The following is a 21,620-nucleotide window of genomic DNA, read 5'->3' as shown; positions in this document are numbered from 1 at the left end:
AGGAGTTAAGTCCATGACCATCAAGGTTTCCATCAACGGCTTCGGGCGCATCGGGCGCAATGTGGCGCGCGCCATTCTGGAACGCGGCGATCACGATCTGGAACTGGTGCATATCAACGATCTGGCCAGCCCCAAGGCGAACGCCATGCTGTTTGCGCGCGACAGCGTGCACGGCCCCTTTGCCGGCACGGTGACGGTGGATGGCGACGATCTGGTGATCAACGGCAAGCGCGTGCGCGTGACCGCCGAACGCGATCCCGCCAATCTGCCGCACGGGCAGTTGGGGGTGGACATCGCGCTCGAATGCACCGGCTTCTTCACCGACCGCGCCTCTTGCGAAAAGCATCTGGCCGCAGGCGCGAAGAAGGTGCTGATTTCGGCACCGGGCAAGAATGTCGATCTGACCGTTGTCTACGGCGTGAACCATGAAAAGCTGAGCGCGGAGCACACCATCGTGTCGAACGCCAGCTGCACGACCAACTGCCTCGCGCCCTTCGCCAAGGTGTTGAACGACGCGATCGGGATCGAGCGCGGCCTGATGACCACCGTGCACGCCTATACCAACGACCAGAAGATCCTCGACCAGATCCACGACGACCCGCGCCGCGCCCGCGCCGCCGCGATGAGCATGATCCCCACCACCACCGGTGCCGCGCGTGCCGTGGGCGAGGTGCTGCCTGAACTGAAGGGTAAGCTGGACGGCTCGGCCATCCGCGTGCCCACGCCGAATGTCTCGGTTGTGGACCTGACTTTCATGCCCGGCCGCGACACGACCAAGGAGGAGGTCAACGCCCTTCTCAAGGCCGCCGCCGATGGCCCGATGAAGGGCGTGCTCGGCTTCTCGGACGAACCGCTGGTGTCGATCGATTACAACCACTGCCCGAACTCCAGCACCATCGACAGCCTCGAAACGGCTGTGATCGATGGCAAGCTGGTGCGCGTGCTGAGCTGGTATGACAACGAATGGGGCTTCTCCAACCGCATGGTCGATACCGCCGGCGTGATGGGCAAGCTGCTGTAAGCACGGGACAGGGGAGATTTTCGATGACCGGTTTCAAGACTCTCGACGATCTCCCCGCCGATATTTCGGGCAAGGTGGCACTTGTCCGTGTGGACCTGAACCTGCCGATGGCCGATGGCGCGGCGACTGACCTCACCCGCGCGCAGGCGGTGGCGCCGACTATCCTCGAACTGGCGGGGAAGGGCGCGAAGGTGCTGTTGCTCGCCCATTTCGGGCGGCCCAAGGGCGAACGCAATTCGACCATGTCGATGAGCTTGGTGCAAGGCGCGCTGGAAGGCGTGCTGGGCCGCGAGGTGATGTTCATCCCCGAAGTCGCCGGGCCGGTTGCGGCGCAGGCGATCGACATCCTGCGTCCCGGCGATGTGGGCCTCATGGAAAACACCCGCTTCTGGAAAGGCGAGGAGGCGAACGATGCCGAATTCGCCCGCGCGATTGCCGCAAATGGCGATTTCTATGTGAACGATGCCTTTTCCGCCGCGCACCGTGCCCATGCGACGACCGAAGGGCTGGCGCATCTGCTCCCCGCCTATGCGGGCCGCTCGATGGAGGCGGAGCTGAAGGCGCTGGATGCCGCGCTGGGCAATCCCGAAAAGCCGGTGGCGGCAGTGGTGGGCGGGGCCAAGGTTTCGACCAAGCTCGCGGTGCTGGAAAATCTGGTAGGCCGGGTGCAGCATCTGATTATCGGCGGCGGCATGGCCAACACCTTCCTCGCCGCGCGCGGAGTGGATGTGGGCAAGTCGCTCTGCGAACATGATCTGGCGGCAAAGGCGGAAAGCATCATGGATGCCGCCGACGCCGCAGGCTGCATTGTCCACCTGCCTTACGATGTGGTGGTGGCAAAGGAATTCGCGGCCAATCCGCCATCTCTGCGCACCTGCAATGTGCACGAAGTGGGTAGCGACGAGATGATCCTCGATGTCGGCCCGCAGGCGACAGTGGCGCTAGGCGATGTGCTCAAGACCTGCCGCACACTCGTTTGGAACGGCCCGCTGGGTGCATTCGAAACGCCGCCATTCGATACGGCCACGGTGTCGCTCGCGCGCATGGCGGCAGCGCTTAGCGCGGAGGGCTCGCTCATATCGGTGGCGGGCGGGGGCGATACCGTTGCCGCACTCAACCATGCGGGCGTCGCGGGCGATTTCACCTATGTTTCCACGGCAGGCGGCGCCTTCCTCGAATGGATGGAAGGGCGTGAATTGCCCGGCGTTGCCGCTTTGCTGGTTTAATCCAGCGGGCGGCCGGGCGGCCAGCCTTCAAAGGCAAAGCGGTAATCGGCGGGCTTCACCGCCGGGCCGCCCGCCATCTGGCCGGGCTCTGCCGAAATCAGGTTGAGGATATAGCCGCGCACGCCGGCGGGTTCACCCAGTGTCAGATCTGTCGTCTCGCGCCAGCCGGGGCCGTCCACCCGTGTTTCCACGACGATCCGCCCCGCCTGTATGCAGCGGGCATTGATGGGGCAGCGCGAATCCTCGATCACGCGCATCGGGGTAAGGGCGATATTCGCCACCGTCACGGCTTGGCCCAGCGCCACGGCGCTACCTGCTGGCAGGGGCGGACCTGCGTCCACAATCGGAGTTGTCGCGCATCCGGCGATCAGGAGCGGGGCTGATAAAGCGAGAAGGATCCGGTTCATTCCGCCTTATGGCGCGCTGTTTCATTTCGCTTTGCTTAACACATTGGCGCGGCGCGGCGCGTCGGCTAAAGGCGCGAGCCATGACCGATTGCCAGCTCTATCTCATCTCGCCGCTTGATGTCGGCGGTACCTTTCCGGCGCGACTCGCCCGCGCGTTGGACGCAGGCAAAGGGCTGGTTACCGCGTTCCAGTTCCGCGTGAAGGGCGTTGACCAGCACGAGGCCGCGCGCCTTGCCGCGCCGCTTCAGGCGATTTGTGCGGCGCGCGAAGTGGCGTTCATCGTCAATGACGATGTGGCGCTGGCCAAGCGGATCAAGGCCGATGGCGTGCATCTGGGGCAGGACGATGGCTCGCCCAAGGAGGCGCGCGAGGAACTGGGGCGCGAAGCGCAGATTGGCGTCACCTGCCATGCCAGCCGCCATCTGGCGATGGAAGCGGGCGAGGCGGGGGCCGATTACGTCGCCTTTGGCGCGTTCTATCCCTCCACCACCAAGGACAAGGGCCCGGATGCCGAACGCCCCCAACCGGAACTGCTCGCCTGGTGGGCCGAACTGTTTGAGATACCGTGTGTGGCGATTGGCGGCATCACGCCCGAAAATTGCGCGCCGCTGGTCGAGGCAGGGGCTGATTTCCTCGCGGTATCGGGCGCTGTGTGGAACGGGGATGAAGTAGCGGCGGTGAAAGCCTTTGCGAGGGCGATGAAGGGCTAGGCATGCTCAGCGCTCCCGCCGATAGCAGCGCAGCTGGCCCGGCTGGCCGTTCTCGATCTTGCGCAGGAATACCGGCGAGATCACCGCATATTGATCGCCGTTGCGCGGGCCGCTGCTCATGGTCAGCACATCGCCGCGCCGCAGGTATGTGCCATTGCCCTGCGGGCTGCGATACCGGCTGGCGCTGGCAATGGTGAAATCCTCGTCCGGCTGGTGAATCCCGGCATCGCCGCCTGCATCGCCCGGCAGTTCGCAGACATAGCGGCCACGCTCTACGGTCCCGATCGGGCCGTTGGCGGGTATCTGGGCGGATGCGCTGGCAGCCAGCAACAGCCCGGCGGCGGGGATCAGGGGGAAGGCTTTCATGGCAAGCGGCCTTAGCACGCCACGTTTGCCCGGTCATGAATGATTGCGCGCACTTGCCCAAACGCCCTGTGCCAGCTAGGGCCGCGCGCAATCCTGAAAACCCATATACTATGCGAAGGCCCTTCTGCCATGAAGATCAGCGGCGTTGATATCCGTCCCGGCAATATCCTCGAATATGAAGGCGGCATCTGGAAAGTTGCCAAGATCCAGCACACCCAGCCGGGCAAGGGCGGTGCCTATATGCAGGTCGAAATGAAGAACCTGATCGACGGCCGCAAGACCAATGTCCGCTTCCGCAGCGCCGACACGGTGGAGCGCGTGCGCCTCGATACCAAGGATTACCAGTTCCTCTATGAAGACGGCGACCAGTTGGTGTTCATGGATCAGGATACGTATGAACAGATCAATCTGCCGTCGGATCTGCTGGGCGATGCGCGTCCCTTCCTGCAAGACGGGATGCAGGTGATGCTGGAACTGTGGGACGAACGCCCCATCTCGGTCGAACTGCCCAGCCAGGTGGAAGCCACCATTGTGGAAGCCGATGCCGTGGTGAAGGGGCAGACCGCCTCGTCCAGCTACAAGCCTGCCGTGCTCGATAACGGGGTGCGCATCATGGTGCCGCCGCATATCGAAAGCGGCACGCGCATCATCGTGGATGTGTACGAACAGGCCTATGTCGGCAAGGCCGGCTGACGCGTAATGGCTGTTCTTTCCGGTTTGATCCGCGTGATGGAAAAGGCTGCCCGCAAGGCGGGTGGCCGCCTGCGCCGCGATTTTGGCGAGGTTGAGCATTTGCAGGTCTCGCGCAAGGGGCCGTCCGATTTCGTGTCCAAGGCTGATCAGGCAAGCGAACGCACGATCTATGACGAACTGCGCGCCGCGCGCCCTGACTGGGGCTTTCTGATGGAAGAAGGCGGCGAGATCGAGGGCGATCCCGCCAAGCCGCGCTGGATCATCGATCCGCTCGATGGCACCAGCAATTTCCTCCACGGCATTCCGCATTTTGCCATTTCGATCGCCGCGCAGGAGCCGAAGCTCGATGGCAGCGGCTGGGGTGATGTGGTGGCGGGCGTGGTATATCAGCCGATCACCGATCAGACCTTCTGGGCCGAAAAATCGCGCGGTGCCTGGCTGCATGACGGCCGCCTGCGCGTGTCAGGCCGCCGGCAATTGTCGGAAGCTCTGATCGCCACCGGCACGCCCTATCAGGCGCATGGCGACTTTGGCGAATGGATGAAGATTTACGGCGCGCTGGGACCGCAGGTCGCGGGTATTCGCCGCTTTGGCGCGGCCTCGCTCGATCTCGCATGGGTGGCGGCGGGCCGGTTCGACGGCTTCTGGGAAAGCGACCTTGCGCCGTGGGATACCGCCGCCGGATGCCTGCTGGTGCGCGAGGCGGGCGGTTTCGTGTCCGATTACCGCGGCCGTTCGCTGCCGATATGCGATGCGCAGGTGATTGCGGGTAACGATCCGCTGCATTCGCGCCTGCACAAGATCGTGGTGGAGGCGTTGAAGGGCTGAATTGCCGCATTTGTTGCCTTGAACCTGCCTGAATGCGCCGCTAATCCGCGCGAATCCATTATTCGGGAACGAATTTGGGAACCCAGGCCCCCGTGGCGGAATTGGTAGACGCGCTCGACTCAAAATCGAGTTTCTTTGAAGTGCCGGTTCGAGTCCGGCCGGGGGTACCAGGGTTCAACACAAGGCCATTTCGGCATCTGCGCTTCGGCCCCTACCGACAGGCGGAGCAGCCAGGCATTTTGCAGAGGCAACGGGCACTTGCTGGCATCGATACTGACTGATTACAGCGCGTATATCGGCCTCTTGCTGCTGATCGTCACCTTCGTTGCTTTCGCGATGGAACGGCGCCCGCCCGTTGTGATCGCGGTGGTGGCCGGTATTGCCATGCTGGCACTCGGCTATCTGACATCTGGCGAATTGCTGGCAGTTTTCAGCAACACCGCGCCCATTACCATTGCGGCGATGTTCGTGCTGAGCGGCGCTTTGCTGCGAACTGGCGCTCTGGAAGCGATTGCGGCCTGGGTGATCCAGCGCACGCAGCGCCACCCGCGGCTTGCCGTGGTCGAAGTGGGCGGGGGCACGATGATTGCCTCGGCCTTTATGAACAACACGCCGGTGGTGATCGTGATGATCCCCATCATCCAGCGCTTGGCCAAGGCGCTGGACATTGCGCCCACGCGGCTGCTGATCCCCCTTTCCTATATCGCCATCATGGGCGGCACCTTGACGCTGATCGGCACATCGACAAACCTGCTGGTAGACGGGGTAGCGCAGACGCAGGGGCTGGCCGCGTTCGGCATTTTCGAGATCACCATTGTTGGCCTCGTCAGCGCTGGCGCGGGGCTGGTGCTGCTTCTGGCGACGGGGCGCTTTCTGTTGCCCGACAGAGCGGCGCACGCAATATCGGAAAAGGGGGAAAGCGATTCCTACCTTTCCCATCTCCAGGTGCAGGAAGAGAGCGATCTGATCGGCAAATCGGTGGAAGATGCTGCGGTATTCAAGCGACCTGGTATCCGCCTGATCGGTATCCAGCGCGGCACTACAATCGAGCGCTCTGACCTGGAGGAATGGGTGCTGGGCGCGGGCGATCAGTTGGTGGTGGAGGCGAGCCCGGTCGAACTCGCGTCTCTGGCCGAGGCCAGCGACTTCCAGACCGGGCTGACAGGCGTGGGCGGCGGCGTACGCACATCCGGCCCCGACCGACCCAAGGATATGCAGTTGATCGAGGCGGTCATTTCCTCCTCGCATCCGATCATCGGCCGCCGTCTGGCGGAAATTCCGTTGCTTTCCCGTCTTAAGGTCCGCGTGCTCGGCCTGTCGCGCCCGCGCCATGTGGCGGGACCTGATCTTGCCAATGTGCGCGTGCGGGCAGGCGATCGGCTGCTGATTGCAGGCGGTAGTGACGCGGCGCAGGCGTTGCAGGCCAATGTCGGCCTTGCCGATGTGGCGGTGGCACCGGTGCGCGCCTTTCGCCGCAAGAAAGCGCCGATCGCGGTTGCGGCGCTGGCCGGGGTGGTGCTGCTGGCTGCCACGATGGGCTGGCCGATCGAGGGGCTCGCTTTGGCAGCGGTGGGCGTGGTGCTGCTGTTCCGCTGTGTCGAGCCGGAGGAAGCCTGGCAGGCCATTGACGGCAACACTTTGGTGCTGATTTTCGGAATGCTCGCCTTTGGCCGCGGGCTGGAGAATGCCGGCACGGTGGAATTGCTGGTGAGCGCCGCGCAGCCCTTTCTCGCCACGATGAGCCCGCTTCTGCTCATCATGGCCATTTATGCGGTATCGAGCCTGTTGACCGAAACGGTCACCAACAATGCGGTGGCGGTCATCATGACGCCGATCGTTATCGCGCTGGGCGGCGCGCTGGATATCGACGCGCGGCAATTGGTGGTGGCGGTGATGTTCGGGGCGAGTGCGAGCTTTGCCACACCCATCGGATACCAGACCAACACACTGGTTTACGGTGCGGCAAATTACCGCTTCATGGATTTCGTCAAGATCGGCGTCCCGATGAATATCGTGGTGGGACTGGCCGCCTCCTGCGCGATCTACTGGCTGCTCTAGCGCCGCACTAGTTTGCGTGCTGCATATGGCCGCTGCGGCGGCGCGATGCGGCTTCGATGATCGCCGTTACGCGCTGCATTTCTTCAGGACTGGTGATCCCCCCGTCGCGCAGGGCCTGCAACATGGCATCAAGTTCCTCGTCGCTCAGCGTGTCGAGATAGGCAGGGGTCAGCTGCGCGTTCTCGGAATTGGCGGGCGGAACATTGGAAAAGGAGATAAAGCCGCTGCGTCCGCGCACGCGCTGGCCCTTGCCAAAGCCTGTGCCCGGTGCGGCTTCCTCGCCAAAACTCGCGTTGCCGCCCCCGCGCGTGGAAAAATTGGCCTCGCCATAGGCAGGGGTGCTGGTGGAGCGCGGTGCGCCGACCGGGGGTGTTGAGGATGTGGTCGCGCTGGCCTCTCTTTCGCCGGGTCTTGCACCTTCGCCATTGCCCGCAAGCAGCGCCACACCGGCGGCGAATGTCACCGTGATGGCCGCGATGTGGCGATAGGTTTTGGCCGTGACCTGGGGCTTTGTAATCTGCGCCATGGGCAGCGGCCATAATCCAAGGGCCTTAACGTCCCAGCGGACAGGCATGGTTAATTTCGCACTACGCGATCACCTGCTGCCGGATCGGCGCGCAAGGGGAGCAGCCATCGCTTGGCGACATAGTGACTGTAAAGTTTACCGACATTTCACCTCTGCCCGCTAGGTGAACGGCAGGTAGGTGCGTCATCCGGGACGCAGCCAGGCAAAAGGGCCAATGGTCAGACTTTTCAAACATTATGTGCCGCACGCCGTGCTGCTGCTGGGCTTGATCGACCTGGTGCTGCTGCTGGTGGCAAACAACCTGGCTTGGACAATGCGCGCCAACCAGATCGGCATGGATCAGGGATTGCTGATCGACCGGATGCCGACAATCGGCGGTATCGCCGTCGTTACGCTGACCGCGATGATTGCGGTGGGCGTTTTTGGGCCGGAAGCGCTGCGCTCCATGCGCTTTGCCGGAGCGCGGCTGCTGGTTGCGGTGAGCCTGGCGGTGCTGGGGCTGGCCTTCCTCGATTTCCTGCTTCCGGGGCATACCTATTGGCGTTCGATCCTGCTGTATGCGATGGGTTTTTCCATCGTCTTCCTGATGCTCAACCGACTGGTGGTTGGGGGAATCCTGGGCAATTCCGCCTTCCGGCGCCGTGTGCTGGTGCTGGGTGCCGGCGCGCGGGCCAAACGGATTGTTGATCTGGCAGAGCGGCCCGAAAGCGGCTTTGCCGTGGTGGGTGCGGTTTCGATGGGCGCTGCCAACCCGGCGGTGGAGCAGGCGATCCCGCGCGCTGCGATCGAGGATTTGCAGCGCCACGTTGCCAATCTGGGTGCGAGCGAAGTGGTGCTGGCGCTGGAAGAGCGGCGCAATGCGCTGCCGCTGAAAGACCTGCTGCGAATCAAGACGCTGGGCGTGCATGTGAACGATTTCTCCAGCTTCCTGGAACGCGAGACTGGCCGGGTCGATCTCGACACGCTTAACCCAAGTTGGCTGATCTTTTCCGATGGCTTTTCGTCAAGCCGGATGCTGTCGAGCGCGGTGAAGCGGGTGTTCGACATCACGGTCAGCCTGCTGCTGCTGGCGCTGACCTTGCCGGTGATCGCGCTGTTTGCGGCGGCGGTGAAGCTGGACAGCCCTGGCCCGGCCTTCTTCCGCCAGACACGCATTGGCCTCTACGGCCAGCCTTTCACGCTCATCAAGCTGCGTTCGATGCGCACCGATGCGGAAAAGGACGGCGCGCAATGGGCGCAGAAAGCCGATCCGCGCGTGACGCGGGTGGGCCGCATCATCCGCAAGCTGCGGATCGACGAATTGCCGCAAATCTGGTGCGTGCTCAAAGGCGAGATGAGCTTTGTCGGTCCGCGCCCCGAAGTGCCGCAATTCGTGGAGGATCTGGAAAGCCAGCTGCCCTATTACGCCGAGCGGCACATGGTAAAGCCGGGCATTACCGGCTGGGCGCAGATCAACTACCCCTATGGCGCCTCGATTGCGGATTCCCGGCACAAGCTGGAATATGATCTCTACTACGCCAAGAACTATACGCCATTCCTTGACCTGCTTATCCTGTTGCAGACATTGCGCGTGATCCTGTGGCCGGAAGGGGCGCGGTGATGGCTGCGCTGGGGCAGATCTTCCTCGATGCCTTGCACGCGCTGGCAGGCTGCGCGGCAATTATCCTGGCTCTGTGGCATCTGTCGCACAAGGATGCGGCGGGCCACTTGCGCCCACGGGTCGTCGCGGCGCTGGTGCTCAGCGCGGTATGGGCCTTTGCCACTGCTGTGGTGGGGCATCGCGCGATCGGGGCGCAAGTGCTGGTCAGTGCGACATATCTGGCGTGGCTGTGGCTGCTGTTTGGCCTGTTCACAAATGACAAGCGTGACGAAACCCTGCGTCCGATCAGGCCCGTAGTCCATGCGCTTATCTTCGTCGAAGCGCTCCAGATCGGCGTGACGCTGTCGGCATTGGGCCTGTTGGACAGGTTTGGAAGCTCGGCCCTGTTGGAGCCGCTGGCGGTGATGCTGCGGCTGCTGTTTGCGATTGGCGCGCTGGTGCTGGTGCACAACCTGTATGCGGGCGCGGCGCAATCGGCCCGTCAGGCGCTGCGCTGGCCCGCAGCGGCGCTGGCGGCGTTCTGGCTTTACGACCTCAACCTCTACACGATCAGCTATCTGGCCCATGCCTTGCCCGCGCCGCTGGTGGAGTTGCGTAGCCTGGCGCTGCTGATGGCGCTTGCGTTTCTGGGCTATGGCACGATGCGCCAACGCAGCAATCTGCGCTTCCAGCCTTCACGCAGCTTTGCCTTCCGCTCCTTCTCGTTGGGTGTGATTGGCGTCTACCTGATGGTGATGGTGCTTATTGCGCAGGCGCTCGCCTATGCGGGGAGCGATTACGGGCGCGTGCTGCAGATCGCCTTCGTGCTGGTGGCAAGCGGCGTGGCGTTGGCGCTGGTCCCGTCACGAAAGCTGCGCAGTTGGCTGCGCGTCACATTGGTCAAGAACCTGTTCCAGCACCGTTACGACTACCGCAACGAATGGCTGCGCTTTACCGATACGATCGGACGCGCGGGTGCGCAGTCCGCGCCGCTGCACGAACGCGCAGTGCAGGCGGTGGCCGACATAACCGACAGTTCGGCAGGCCTGCTCCTCACCCCGCGCGAGGAAGGCGGCATGGCGCTGGCCGCCCGCTGGAACTGGCCGCAGATCGACGTGCCTTCGCCCGCGCTCGACAGTGCGGCGGTGCGCTTTTTCGAGGAGAGCCAGTTCATCCTCGACCTCGACGATGCGCGGGAAGGGCGGCAGGAAGGCATTCCCCATTCGGCAATCCCCGCGTGGCTGCGCGCCAACGATGCCGCCTGGGCAATCGTTCCGCTGTTTCATTTCGAACGGCTGGTGGGTCTTGTCGTGCTCTCCCGCCCGCCGCTGGCGCGCAAGCTGGACTGGGAGGATTTCGATCTTCTGCGCGTGATCGGCCGACAGCTCGCCAGTTATCTGGCCGAACAGACCAGCCAGGACGCGCTTGGCGAAGCGCAGCGGTTCGACGAATTCAACCGCCGCATCGCCTTTGTGATGCACGACATCAAGAACCTTGCCAGCCAGTTGTCGCTGCTGGCGCGCAATGCCGAAAAGCACGCGGAAAAGCCCGAATTCAGGGCCGACATGATCCTGACTCTGCGCAATTCCACCGATAAGCTGCAAGGCCTGCTTAACCGTCTGGGTCGCTATGGCGCGCAGGGGCATGGTGCGCACGCCCCCGTGGCACTGGATGAATTGCTGGCGCGTGTAGCGCGGCAATATGCCAGACAGCATGAAGTAAAGGTGCTGGACCGCGACAAGATCAGCGTAATCGGCGACGGCGAGGGGCTGGAACAGGCGCTTGTCCATCTGGTGCAGAACGCCATCGATGCCAGTCCGCCGCACGCGCCCGTGATGATCGACCAGCGCGTGGACGGCGCGCACGCTGTGATCGAAGTGATCGACAGCGGCTGCGGCATGAGCCCGGAATTCATCCGCACGCGCCTGTTTCGTCCCTTCCAGTCGTCCAAGCAGGGCGGCTTTGGCATCGGCGCCTATGAGGCGCGCGAACTGGTGCGCGCGATGGGTGGGCGGCTGGATGTGGAATCGTGCGAAGGGATCGGCACGCGCTTCCTCATCTGCTTGCCGTTGGCCCGCACCGCGCAGATGCTGCACGCCCAGTTTGCGAATGACACGTCAGGCCGGAGCGCCCCCATTGCGCCCGGATCACCCCCGGAGGCCGCATGAAAGCCGAACACAAACCAAAGCTGCTGATCATCGAGGATGACGAGGGGCTGCAAGCGCAGCTCAAATGGGCATATGATGATTTCGATGTCGTGATCGTGGGCGACCGCGAGAGCGCGATTGCTGCGCTGCGTGCGGAAGAGCCTGCCGTTGTAACGCTCGATCTGGGGCTGCCACCCGATCCCGATGGCACCAGCGAGGGCTTTGCCGTTCTGGATGCGATCATGGCGCTGAAACCCGATACCAAGGTGATCGTGGCATCCGGACACGGCGCGCGCGAAAGTGCGCTCAACGCTATCGAACGCGGCGCCTATGATTTCTACCAGAAACCGGTGGATATCGAGGAATTGGGCCTGATCGTCCGCCGCGCCTTCAACCTGCACCAGATTGAGGCGGAGAACCGCGCGCTCGCCGCCCGTGCGGGCGACGGCAACCGCGTGCTGGGCCGCATCATCACCGCCGCGCCTGAAATGGTGAAGGTAGCCCGCACGATCGAGCGGGTGGCGAACACCAATGTCTCGGTCATGCTGCTGGGGGCGAGCGGCACGGGCAAGGAATTGCTGGCGCGCGGCCTGCACGATGCCAGCGACCGCCGGGACGGGGCATTTGTGGCAATCAACTGCGCGGCAATTCCGGAAAACCTGCTGGAAAGCGAACTGTTCGGCCATGAAAAGGGCGCGTTCACCGGGGCGGTCAAGACAACCGAGGGCAAGATCGAACAGGCGAGCGGCGGCACGCTGTTCCTCGATGAAGTGGGCGATATCCCCCTGCCGCTTCAGGTGAAGCTGCTGCGTTTCATTCAGGAACGCACGATCGAACGGATCGGCGGACGCAAGGCGATCAATGTGGATACCCGCATTGTCTGCGCCACGCACCAGGATCTGGAACGGATGATCGGCGAAGGCACCTTCCGCGAGGATCTGTTCTACCGTTTGGCCGAAGTGGTGGTGAAGGTGCCATCTCTGGCGGAGCGGCCGGGCGACGCCACTTTGCTCGCCAAGGCGTTTCTCAAACGCTTTGCCGAAGAGATGAACCCCGCCGTTACCGGCTTTACCCCCGATGCGCTGGCGGCAATTGATGGCTGGCCGTGGCAGGGCAATGTCCGCGAACTGGAAAACCGGGTGAAGCGGGCGGTCATCATGGCCGACGGCAAGCTGGTGAGCGCGGACGATCTCGACATGATCGGTTCGGGCGAAGACACCTCGGTGCTTAACTTGAAGGCCGCGCGCGAGGCGGCAGACCGGCGCGTGATCCGCCATGCCTTGGCACGTAGCGAGGGCAATATCTCCAGCACCGCCAAGCTGCTGGGGATCAGCCGTCCGACGCTGTACGATCTGCTCAAGCAGTATGACCTTTCCGCCTGAACGCCTTCTGCTCCCGCTGCTGCTGGGTGCGGCGGCGATGGCCGCGCCGCTGGCTGCTGCGCCGGGCGATGCCGCGCTTGCCGAGGCGGAGGCAGCCCTGACGCGCGAGGATGGCGTCGCGGCGGAACTTGCCGGAAAGCGCGCGCTGGAAGCAGGAGCGGCCCGTGCCGATGTTGCCGCGCTGGTGGGTGAGGGGGAACTGCTGCAAGGCGATCTGGCCGATGCGCGCAGCTGGCTGGGCGATGCGGACTTTTCCGATGCCACGCGCACCCGCGGCCTCAGCGCGCTCGCCCGGTTGCAGATGGCCGAGGAAAATTTTCCCGCTGCCATTGCCACTTACGATCTGATGATCTCCGAAGGGCGCGAAAGTGCCGCCTTGTGGGTCGATATCGGGCGGATGCGTTACCGTCTGGGCCTGCATCATCAGGCGCTGGAAGCCGCGCGCCGTGCGGTCGAACTGGACGGCCGCGATCCGCGCGCGCTGGAATTCAAGGCGCAGCTCACGCGCGATGCCGAAGGGGTCGTGCCGTCGCTCGCGCTGTTCCGCCGCGCACTTGAAACGGCGCCTACCGACAAGGCGCTGATGCAGCAATATGCCGCAACGTTGGGCGATGCGGGTGAATACCGGCGGATGCTGCACGCGGTGCGCGCACTGGTGAAAGAGCACGGCAACGATCCCTTCGCCTTTTACCTTCAGGCGGTAATGGCGGCGCGTGCCGGGCAGGACGATCTGGCCCGGCGCCTGTGGTGGCGCACCGAGGGACAGTTCGACGGCAACGCCGCCGGGCTGATCGTGAACGGGGTGCTCGAATACCGATCGGGCAATCCGGCAGTGGCGGTGGAACTTTTCGATAGCTTGCGCCGGATGCAGCCGATGAGCGATGTCGCGCTGCTGCTGTATGCCCGCGCGCTGGTCGCCAATGGCGAGGCGAATGCCGCGCTGGCGGTGCTGGAACCCCATGCGCAGCGCCCCGATGCCTCGCCCTATATGCTGATGCTGGCCGCGCGTGCGCATGAGCAATTGGGCGACCGCGTGCGGGCAGGCGACTATCTCGACCGGGCCAGTTTTGCCGTGGCCCAACATGGCCGTGCGATGCCTGCCTTTCTGCCGCGCGACGCAGCGGGCCGGATTACCCACCCGGCAAATCCGCTGCTGCAACTGCGCGAAATGTTGAACGAGGGCGATCTGCCCGGTGCGCTTGCGATGGTGGAGCAGTTGAACCGCCAATATGAAGGTTCCGCCGATTTGCAGATGCTGGCGGGCGATGTGCATCTGCTGGCCGGGTCGCGCGATAGGGCGATGGACTACTACCAGAAGGCGGCGCAAATTCGCCGCGATTGGCCGCTCGTGCTGCGCCTGGTCACCTTGCACAATGCTTCACCGGAGAAGGCACGTGCGGTGCTGGCGAGCTATCTTGCGGGTAATCCGCGCCAGCAGGCTGCCGCCGCGCTGCTGGGCCGGATGCACCGCGACGCGAACAATCCGGCGCGCGCCACCGCGCTGTTGCGCCATGCGGCGGCCCTTGGCGCAGGTGGGCGCGATCCGCTTCTGCTGGCCGATCTGGCGCAGATGGAAGCCGCCTTGGGCAATGGCGCGGCGGCCCTGACCCATGCGGGCGAAGCGCATCGCCTGTGGCGCGGCAACCGCAATGTCGCGCGCGTTTTCGGACGCATCCGGGAGATGCAGGGCGATGCAGGTTCAGGCACCGCTGCCCTGTTGGCCAAGGCGCAAGGGACGGGCACAAGCCCTTCGCCTTAGGGGCCGGGCTGGACAGAAGGCCGAGGGCGATGCAGGGCGCGAGGCATGGCTTTGCGTTCCGTCCTTTCCGGCATCGATCCGCTCGTCCGCCTGCTGGTGTTGGCAATCCTTCTGGCATCCTTCCTGCCGGTCACGGGGGAAGGAAAGGCGGCGGCTCAGCGAGTCTCGGATGCGGCGATTTTCGTGCTGTTCCTGCTGAACGGCCTGCGCCTGCCGCGCCGGGATGTGGCGGCGGGCATCGCCAATTGGCGCTTCCTGTCGCCGCTGTTCCTGTGGTGCTTTTTCGGCATGGGCGCAGTCGGCTGGGCCTTGTGGCAGGCGGGGATGGCGCTGTTGCCTGCGCAAGTTGCGCTAGGTCTGCTGTTCCTGGGCGTGCTGCCTTCCACGGTGCAATCGGCTACCGCTTATTCCTCGCTCGCCGGGGGGAATGTGGCGGCATCGGTGGTGGCCGCCGCGGTGCTGAATGTGGCGGGCGTGTTTGTCACCGCGCCGCTGCTGGCGCTGATGGCAGGCGGGGCGGGGCCGGGGATTGATCTGGCGGGGCTGGAACGGATCGCCACGATCCTGCTGCTGCCCTTTGCCATTGGCCAGTTACTGCAAAACCGGTTCGGCGGCTTGGTGAAGGAGCGGCGTGCACTGGTCAGCTGGATGGATCGCAGCGCGATTGCGATTGCCGTCTTTGTCGCCTTTTCCAGCGCGGTGGAGCAGGGGCTGTGGAGCCTTGTTGGTCCGGTGCAATGGGGGGTGCTGCTGGCGTTCGTCGCGGCTTTCCTTGCCATCGGCTTTGGCGGCGCGTGGTGGCTGGGCGGCGCGGTCGGTCTGGCGCGGGCGGAGCGGATATCCTTTCTTTTTGCCGGCGCGCAGAAGAGCATCGCCCTTGGCGCGCCGCTGGCCAGCGTGATGTTCCCGCCTGCGGCCGCAGGGCTGATCCTGCTGCCGGTGCTGGTCTATCATCTGCTCCAGCTGGTGCTGTCCGCTCCGCTGGCCAACAGGCTCAATCGGCAGGGATAGCTTCGTGCCCGTGGCGGCGCTGCCAGCGCACCGACCACCACAGCGAGAAGCCGATCATCACCGCGCCGATCAGCCCGGTGATCGTTTCCGGGATATGGAACCGCGCCGAGATCAGCATGATCGACCCCAGCGCGATAATCGCCCAGAACGCGCCGTGTTCAAGGAAGCGGTATTCGGCCAGCGTGCCCTGCCGCACCAGATGCACTGTCATCGAGCGCACGAACATCGCGCCGATCGACAGGCCGATGGCGATCACGATCATGTTGTTCGACAGCGCAAAGGCGCCGATCACTCCGTCGAAACTGAACGAGGCGTCGAGCACTTCGAGGTAAAGGAACCCGCCAAGGCCCGACCGTACCACAACGCCGCTTGCCTTCTTTGCCTCCTCGCGCATGTCGAGCCATGTGCCCAGCGCGTCGACCGCGATAAAGGTAAGCAGGCCGCACATCCCGGCGGTGAGGAAGGTCAGCGCCTCGGCATCGGTCAGCAGCGAGGATATGCCCCACAGAACCAGCAGCAACAGCCCGATTTCCACAGCGGGAAGGGCGGATACGCGCGTCAGCCGTTCTTCGATCACTGCGATCCAGTGCACTTCCTTGTCGGCATCGAAGAAGAAGCGCAGCCCCACCATCATCAGGAATGCGCCGCCAAACCCGGCAATCCCCACATGCGCGCCCGACACGATGCGTTCGTATTCCTGCGGTTGGTTGAGCGACAGGTCGATGGCGTCCATTGGGCCAATCCCCGCCGCCACCGCCACAATCGCGAGCGGAAAGACGATGCGCGTGCCGAACACGGCAATGGCGATGCCGTAAATCAGGAAGCGGCGCTGCCAGACTTCGTCCATTTCCTTGAGGATGGAGGCATTGACCACGGCATTATCGAAGCTGAGCGAGATTTCGAGGATCGAGAGCACAAATACGATCCACAGCAGCGACAGCGTGCCCGCCATCGTGCCGGTGCTGGCGACGCCATACCACAGCGCGAGGCCAAAGCAGACCGCCATGAAAACCAGCGAGAAGGTGTAATAGCGCAGCAAGGTTGCCATGCGGTGTGTCCCCAGAGGATAATTGAGCGGGCCGCTAGGCGAGCGCGCCGATCTGCGCAAGGGGCGCGCTATTTCGGCTGATAGGTCTGCTCTTCACCGGGGAAGGTGCGGGCGCGCACTTCGGCGGCATAGGTTTCGGCCGCACGCGCGATGGTCTGCGCCACATCCTCATACCGCTTCACGAAACGCGGCACGCGTTCGAACATTCCTACCATGTCGTCAGTCACCAGCACTTGCCCATCGCACTGCGCCGATGCGCCGATGCCGATGGTGGGGCAGGCGACATTCTGCGTCACCGAAATGGCGATGGGTTCCACCACGCCTTCGACCACGATGGCAAAGGCTCCGGCTGCATCGAGCGCGCGCGCATCGTCGAGAATCTTGGCAGCTTCCGCCTCGCTGCGCCCACGAACGGCATAGCCGCCCAGCACATTCAAGGCCTGCGGGGTGAGGCCCACATGGCCCATCACCGGGATGCCGCGTTCGGACAGGAAAGCCACGGTTTCGGCCATGGCCGCGCCGCCTTCCAGCTTTACCGCCGCCGCCCCGCTCGCTTTCAGCAGCATTGCCGCGCTTTCAAACGCCTGCGCAGGCGAGGCTTCGTAGGAGCCAAAGGGCATGTCGACCACCACGGCCGAATGATATGACCCGCGCACAACGGCCGCCGCATGGTTCGCCATCATCTCCAGCGTGACCGGCACGGTGGATGGCAGGCCATAGATCACCTGTCCCAGCGAATCCCCCACCAGCAGCATGTCGCAATGCGCATCGAGCAATTGCGCCTGCCGCGCGGTATAGGCGGTCAGCATCACGATGGGTTCTGCCGTCACCCCGTCCTGCTTGCGCGCGCGGATCGCCGGCACAGTGAGGCGGCGCATGGGCTGCGGCGTGGGATGCGCGCGGCTGGTCGAGGTGTCGAGATTGAAGGTCGTGGACATGGCCCGCCTTCTAGCGGGCCGCAGGGGCATCTTCCAACACTTCTTGGACAATGCGCTCTCGACGCCAGCGCGAAGTCAGGGCAGAACGGCGCTTTCACGATAAGGCAGGGTAAACGGGCGTGGCAGCAGCAATCGGATCGGGGACACAGGGTTCGGGCGATCACTGGTCTTCGCGCACGGCATTTGTGCTGGCGTCGATCGGATCGGCGGTAGGGCTGGGCAATCTGGTGCGCTTCCCGGCAGAGGCCGGGGCCAATGGCGGCGCAGCCTTTGTGCTGTTCTATATCTTCTGCGTGGTGCTGATCGGGATCCCGCTGCTTTTGTCCGAAACGCTGATCGGGCGGCACGGGCAGGCCGCCGCGCCCGCCAGTTACCGCAAGATGGCGGTGGAATCGGGCGCATCGCCCAAATGGGAATGGGTGGCGGGGATCGGCGTGTTTTCCTCCACGCTGGTGCTGGGCTTTTACTGCGTGCTGGGCGGATGGGTGCTGTATTACATCGGCATTTTCGCGGGCGACCTGGTGGCGACGGGCATTTCGGGCACTGCGTTTCAGGGTATGTCGGTTGAGGCTGTCGAAGCCCTGTTTCCCGCGCTGATCGGCAACGGCCCGCTGACCGTGGCGTTGGATGTCGCCTTTCTCCTCATCACGCTGGCTTTTGTGGCGCGCGGCGTGTCGGGCGGGATCGAGAAGGCGGCAGTGTGGCTGATGCCTGCCTTCTTTGTCCTGATGCTGGGGATTACCATCTACGGCGCGACCGGCGGACATTTCATAGATGCGGCCAATTACCTGTTCAAGTTTGAACCCGAAAAGCTGACCGGGCCGGTTATGCTGGCAGCTGTGGGGCAGGCGTTCTTTTCGCTGTCGCTCGGCATGGCCTGCATGGTGACCTATGGTGCTTATGTGGGGCGCGATGTGAACCTGGCGAAATCGAGCGGCATCATCGCCGGTTCCGATACGCTGGTGGCGATGGTGGCGGGGCTGTGCATCTTTCCCATCGTCCTTGCCGCAGGGCTGGCGCCCGAAGGCGGGCTGGGCCTGATGTTCCAGACGCTTCCGCACGCGTTTCAGGATATGCCTTTTGGCTCGCTGATCGGCCTGTTGTTCTTCATCATGGTCGCCTTTGCCGCGCTGACCAGCTCAATCTCGCTGCTGGAGGTGCCCACCGCCTGGCTGATCGATAAGTTCGGCCTGCGCCGGATTGCCGCCTCGGTGATTGTGGCGACGGCCGGGCTGGTGCTGGGCGTGCTGTCAGCGCTGTCGACGGGGATGCTCTCGTGGTTCCACCCGCTCGATTTCGTGCCGCTGTTTGCCGACAAGGGCGTGATGGATGTGCTCGACATCTTCACCTCGCGCCTGACGATGCCGATCACCGCGCTGCTCACCTGCATTTTCATCGGCTGGGTAGCAGACAGGCGTCTGGTGGACAGCGAGAGCGGGTTGGGCGGCGGCGCACACAGGGTCTGGCGCTTTCTGGTGCGGTGGGTGTGCCCGGTCGCGCTGCTGGCGATTTTGTGGGTGGGGCTGACTTCTTGATCCCTTGATCTGGCGACCAGCCACATTCTGCCCGCACGCTGCGGACGGTTGCCATTCGTCTCCGATAAGAACATAAAAAGAACATCGGAGCGATTCGGATGGACCTTTCTTCTCTTCCCACAGCCGCAGGGTTGCTGGCACCGCCTGCCACGGCGCAGCGGTGGCGGCCGGGGCTTGGCCGTGAAGGCGCGCGTGTGCTGCACAGCGAAATCTTTGCACATGGCGATGACGGAGCCGGCGTGGCTGCTGCGCTGGCGCTGGCGCTGGATGATCTGCGCCATCAACCCGCCGCCGGGGCAGGGGAAAAGCCGGTGCTGTGGGTGCAGGATGAAGCGTCGCTGAAAAGGACCGGGCGTCCCTATCGTCCCGGCCTGCCGCCCGCCTTGCGCCACCGGGTGATCCATGTCGCCGCGCGCGGGGCGGCCGATGCCTTGTTCGCGCTGGAAGAAGGGCTGCGCTGCCGGGACCTTGCCTTCGTGATCGGGGAAGTGGCGGGCAATCCGCGCGAGCTGGGGCTCACCGCGTCGCGGCGGCTCAGCCTGGCGGCGGAAAAGCACGGGGTCCCGCTGTTCCTGGTGCGGCACGATGCGGCGCGCGATCTCGGCTCTGCCCGGATGCGCTGGCAGGTGCGTTCCGCCCCGTCGCCGCATGGCTGCTGGAACCCCGCCGCACCGGGCGTGCCCAGCTGGCACGCCGAACTGTTCCGCGCCCGTGCGCATCCGCCGGGAGAATGGATCTTGCGCAATGACCGGGAAAACCTTGTCGCCGAACGTCCCATCATCGCTTCCCCCGCGCCGGGTCATGGCGATCTGGTGCCCGCTGCTGGCGCTGGATCGCTGGCGGCAGGCTGAAGGCTGCGCACGCGGGCAGGGGGCAGATGCCGCCCCGCTGGCGCTGATTACCGACACCGCGCACGGCCCGCGCATCGCGGCGGTGAACGATGCAGGCCATGCAGGCGGCGCGGCGCCGGGCATGATGTTGGCCGATGCGCGCACGCTGTGCCCGCAACTGCGCGCCCTGCCCGCAGATCCGGCGGGTGATTTGGCCTTTCTGGAACGGCTGGCGCTGTGGGCGGGGCGCTGGGGGCCGTGGGCGGCGATGGACGCGCCCGACGGCCTGCTGGTCGATGTGACCGCGGTGGCGCATCTGTTCGGCGGGGAGGAGCGGCTGCTGGCCGATGTTCACGCCCGCTTTGCCGCGCAAGGGCTGGCGGCGCGTGCGGCGATCGCTTCCACGGCAGGCGCGGCCTGGGCATTGTCGCGCTATGGCCCCGATGCCGCGATCATTGCTCCGGGGGAGGACGTGGCAGAGCGGCTTTCCTCCCTGCCGGTGGCGTCATTGCGGCTCGACGCAGATGTGCTGCTGGTGCTGCGCCGTCTCGGCATCAAGCGGGTGGGGGATATGGCGGGCCTTGCGACCGGCGAAGGCGGGCGGGATGCAGTGCAGCGACGCTTTCGCAACCGCCGATCCCCCGCCGCCAATCCGCTGGTGCGGCTCGATCAGCTGGCAGGCCGCGTGCCCGAACCGCTGCTGCCCGTGGTGGCGGTAGAGCCCGCACTGGTGCAGCGCCGCCTGCTCGAACCCATTCGCCACCGCCCGCTGCTCGATAAGGTGCTGGCCGATCTGGCGGAGGATCTGGTGCGCGCGCTGGAGGCGAAGGGCGAAGGCGCACGGCGGCTGGAACTGGCGCTGTGGCGGGTGGATGGCGATGTGCTGACCCGGCGGCTGGAACTGGCGGCGGCCACGCGCGACGCGGCGCATATCTGCCGCCTGTTTGCCGCGCGGCTGGACGATGTGGAGGCGGGCTTCGGCATCGAGATGGCGCGGTTGATGGCGACATGGGCCGAACCGCTGGCGCTGGCGCAGGCCGATCTGGACGCCGCGGCAGAGGCGCATGGTACGTCGCTTGCCGCCTGTATCGACCGGCTGACCGTGCGGCTTGGCCCGCGCGCGGTGCGCCGCCCGGTGCCGCGTGGCAGCCATCTGCCCGAACGCGCACAAGGCTGGGTGGAGCCGCTGGCGGCCGAGCCACCTTCGCAGCATTTGCTCGATTTTCACGCCAGACCCTTGAAATTGCTTGATACGCCAGAGCGGATTCTGGTGACTTACGCCGCGCCCGATGGGCAACCGCGGCAGTTCAGCTGGCGCGGCTCTGTGCGTGAAGTGGCGCGTGCGGAAGGGCCGGAACGCATCGCGCCCGAATGGTGGCGCGAGAAGGGCAGCGCACGCCTGCGCGACTACTACCGGGTCGAGGACGGGGAGGGTCGCCGCTACTGGATATTCCGCGCAGGCCTTGCAGGCGATGGGCGCGGGGGCGACCGGCACGGCGCGATGCCCGACTGGTTTCTGCACGGCCTGTTCGCCTGATGCCGTTTGCCTGATCTGG

General features: G+C 64.7%; 19 protein-coding genes and 1 tRNA gene. 15 read left to right on the top strand and 5 right to left on the bottom strand.

What is annotated here, in order from left to right; all coding sequences use genetic code 11:
• The first annotated feature begins 13 nt into the window (after positions 1-13).
• Positions 14-1,021 carry a type I glyceraldehyde-3-phosphate dehydrogenase gene (gene gap / locus WFP39_RS02115; RefSeq protein WP_336917477.1) on the top strand — a complete coding sequence of 336 codons (1,008 nt, stop codon included), beginning with the start codon at positions 14-16 and terminating at the stop codon, positions 1,019-1,021.
• A 23-nt stretch (positions 1,022-1,044) separates the two neighbouring features.
• Positions 1,045-2,247, top strand: coding sequence for a phosphoglycerate kinase (locus WFP39_RS02110; RefSeq protein WP_336917476.1), 1,203 nt, complete (start codon positions 1,045-1,047; stop codon positions 2,245-2,247).
• On the opposite strand, the gene WFP39_RS02105 is transcribed toward WFP39_RS02110, so the two are convergent.
• Positions 2,244-2,654 carry a putative periplasmic lipoprotein gene (locus tag WFP39_RS02105; RefSeq protein ID WP_336917475.1) on the bottom strand — a complete coding sequence of 137 codons (411 nt, stop codon included), beginning with the start codon at positions 2,652-2,654 and terminating at the stop codon, positions 2,244-2,246. The genes WFP39_RS02110 and WFP39_RS02105 overlap by 4 nt on opposite strands.
• An 80-nt stretch (positions 2,655-2,734) precedes the next feature.
• Between WFP39_RS02105 and thiE the strand changes: the two genes are divergently transcribed.
• Positions 2,735-3,364 (top strand): thiamine phosphate synthase, encoded by a 630-nt coding sequence (gene thiE / locus WFP39_RS02100; RefSeq protein WP_336917474.1) that lies wholly within the window; start codon positions 2,735-2,737, stop codon positions 3,362-3,364.
• 6 nt (positions 3,365-3,370) lie between these two features.
• On the opposite strand, the gene WFP39_RS02095 is transcribed toward thiE, so the two are convergent.
• Positions 3,371-3,730 carry an elongation factor P gene (locus WFP39_RS02095; protein ID WP_336917473.1) on the bottom strand — a complete coding sequence of 120 codons (360 nt, stop codon included), beginning with the start codon at positions 3,728-3,730 and terminating at the stop codon, positions 3,371-3,373.
• 129 nt (positions 3,731-3,859) lie between these two features.
• Here WFP39_RS02095 and efp point away from each other — a divergent pair, with 129 nt between their 5' ends.
• The 4 genes from efp (at position 3,860) to WFP39_RS02075 (ending at position 7,309) form a co-directional block, all read left to right on the top strand.
• Positions 3,860-4,423 carry an elongation factor P gene (gene efp, locus WFP39_RS02090; protein ID WP_336917472.1) on the top strand — a complete coding sequence of 188 codons (564 nt, stop codon included), beginning with the start codon at positions 3,860-3,862 and terminating at the stop codon, positions 4,421-4,423.
• Positions 4,424-4,429: 6 nt separating this feature from the next.
• Positions 4,430-5,251 carry an inositol monophosphatase family protein gene (locus WFP39_RS02085; protein WP_336917471.1) on the top strand — a complete coding sequence of 274 codons (822 nt, stop codon included), beginning with the start codon at positions 4,430-4,432 and terminating at the stop codon, positions 5,249-5,251.
• 86 nt (positions 5,252-5,337) lie between these two features.
• A tRNA-Leu gene (locus tag WFP39_RS02080) sits at positions 5,338-5,421 on the top strand.
• 88 nt (positions 5,422-5,509) lie between these two features.
• Positions 5,510-7,309: an SLC13 family permease gene (locus WFP39_RS02075; RefSeq protein ID WP_336917470.1), complete on the top strand. Its 1,800-nt coding sequence runs from the start codon at positions 5,510-5,512 to the stop codon at positions 7,307-7,309.
• 7 nt (positions 7,310-7,316) lie between these two features.
• Here the strand turns inward: WFP39_RS02075 and WFP39_RS02070 are convergent, their stop codons facing one another.
• Complete coding sequence (locus WFP39_RS02070; protein ID WP_336917469.1) at positions 7,317-7,835, bottom strand: hypothetical protein; 519 nt, start codon at positions 7,833-7,835, stop codon at positions 7,317-7,319.
• Positions 7,836-8,049: 214 nt separating this feature from the next.
• Between WFP39_RS02070 and WFP39_RS02065 the strand changes: the two genes are divergently transcribed.
• The 5 genes from WFP39_RS02065 to WFP39_RS02045 are packed head-to-tail and all read left to right on the top strand — an operon-like array spanning position 8,050 to position 15,713.
• The gene (locus WFP39_RS02065) at positions 8,050-9,435 is read left to right on the top strand and encodes a TIGR03013 family XrtA/PEP-CTERM system glycosyltransferase (protein ID WP_336917468.1); all 1,386 of its coding nucleotides are present in this window, start codon (positions 8,050-8,052) and stop codon (positions 9,433-9,435) included.
• The gene (prsK, locus tag WFP39_RS02060; protein ID WP_336917467.1) at positions 9,435-11,582 is read left to right on the top strand and encodes an XrtA/PEP-CTERM system histidine kinase PrsK; all 2,148 of its coding nucleotides are present in this window, start codon (positions 9,435-9,437) and stop codon (positions 11,580-11,582) included. The genes WFP39_RS02065 and prsK overlap by 1 nt, the downstream gene beginning before the upstream one ends.
• Positions 11,579-12,943 (top strand): PEP-CTERM-box response regulator transcription factor, encoded by a 1,365-nt coding sequence (gene prsR / locus WFP39_RS02055; RefSeq protein WP_336917466.1) that lies wholly within the window; start codon positions 11,579-11,581, stop codon positions 12,941-12,943. The genes prsK and prsR overlap by 4 nt, the downstream gene beginning before the upstream one ends.
• The gene (locus WFP39_RS02050; RefSeq protein WP_336917465.1) at positions 12,927-14,702 is read left to right on the top strand and encodes a tetratricopeptide repeat protein; all 1,776 of its coding nucleotides are present in this window, start codon (positions 12,927-12,929) and stop codon (positions 14,700-14,702) included. The genes prsR and WFP39_RS02050 overlap by 17 nt, the downstream gene beginning before the upstream one ends.
• 45 nt (positions 14,703-14,747) lie before the next feature.
• Positions 14,748-15,713 (top strand): bile acid:sodium symporter family protein, encoded by a 966-nt coding sequence (locus WFP39_RS02045; protein WP_336917464.1) that lies wholly within the window; start codon positions 14,748-14,750, stop codon positions 15,711-15,713.
• Here the strand turns inward: WFP39_RS02045 and WFP39_RS02040 are convergent.
• Together WFP39_RS02040 and panB are read right to left on the bottom strand one after the other, a co-directional pair.
• Positions 15,697-16,761: a DUF475 domain-containing protein gene (locus WFP39_RS02040; protein ID WP_336917463.1), complete on the bottom strand. Its 1,065-nt coding sequence runs from the start codon at positions 16,759-16,761 to the stop codon at positions 15,697-15,699. The genes WFP39_RS02045 and WFP39_RS02040 overlap by 17 nt on opposite strands.
• A 68-nt stretch (positions 16,762-16,829) precedes the next feature.
• Entirely contained in the window at positions 16,830-17,699 is an 870-nt protein-coding gene (gene panB, locus WFP39_RS02035) for a 3-methyl-2-oxobutanoate hydroxymethyltransferase (protein ID WP_336917462.1), read from the bottom strand.
• 119 nt (positions 17,700-17,818) lie between these two features.
• On the opposite strand from panB, the gene WFP39_RS02030 reads away from it, so the two are divergent.
• The 3 genes from WFP39_RS02030 (at position 17,819) to WFP39_RS02020 (ending at position 21,601) form a co-directional block, all read left to right on the top strand.
• Positions 17,819-19,234 carry a sodium-dependent transporter gene (locus WFP39_RS02030; RefSeq protein WP_336917461.1) on the top strand — a complete coding sequence of 472 codons (1,416 nt, stop codon included), beginning with the start codon at positions 17,819-17,821 and terminating at the stop codon, positions 19,232-19,234.
• A gap of 98 nt (positions 19,235-19,332) precedes the next feature.
• Complete coding sequence (locus WFP39_RS02025) at positions 19,333-20,085, top strand: hypothetical protein (protein ID WP_336917460.1); 753 nt, start codon at positions 19,333-19,335, stop codon at positions 20,083-20,085.
• Positions 20,036-21,601 carry a Y-family DNA polymerase gene (locus WFP39_RS02020; RefSeq protein ID WP_336917459.1) on the top strand — a complete coding sequence of 522 codons (1,566 nt, stop codon included), beginning with the start codon at positions 20,036-20,038 and terminating at the stop codon, positions 21,599-21,601. Before WFP39_RS02025 ends, WFP39_RS02020 begins: the two co-directional genes overlap by 50 nt.
• The last annotated feature ends 19 nt before the right edge of the window (positions 21,602-21,620 follow it).

The organism is Alteraurantiacibacter lauratis, from assembly GCF_037154155.1.
Lineage (GTDB): Bacteria > Pseudomonadota > Alphaproteobacteria > Sphingomonadales > Sphingomonadaceae > Alteraurantiacibacter > Alteraurantiacibacter lauratis.
The sequence above is the reverse complement of the archived record's forward strand: the minus strand, read 5'-3'. Positions and strand labels throughout refer to the sequence as shown.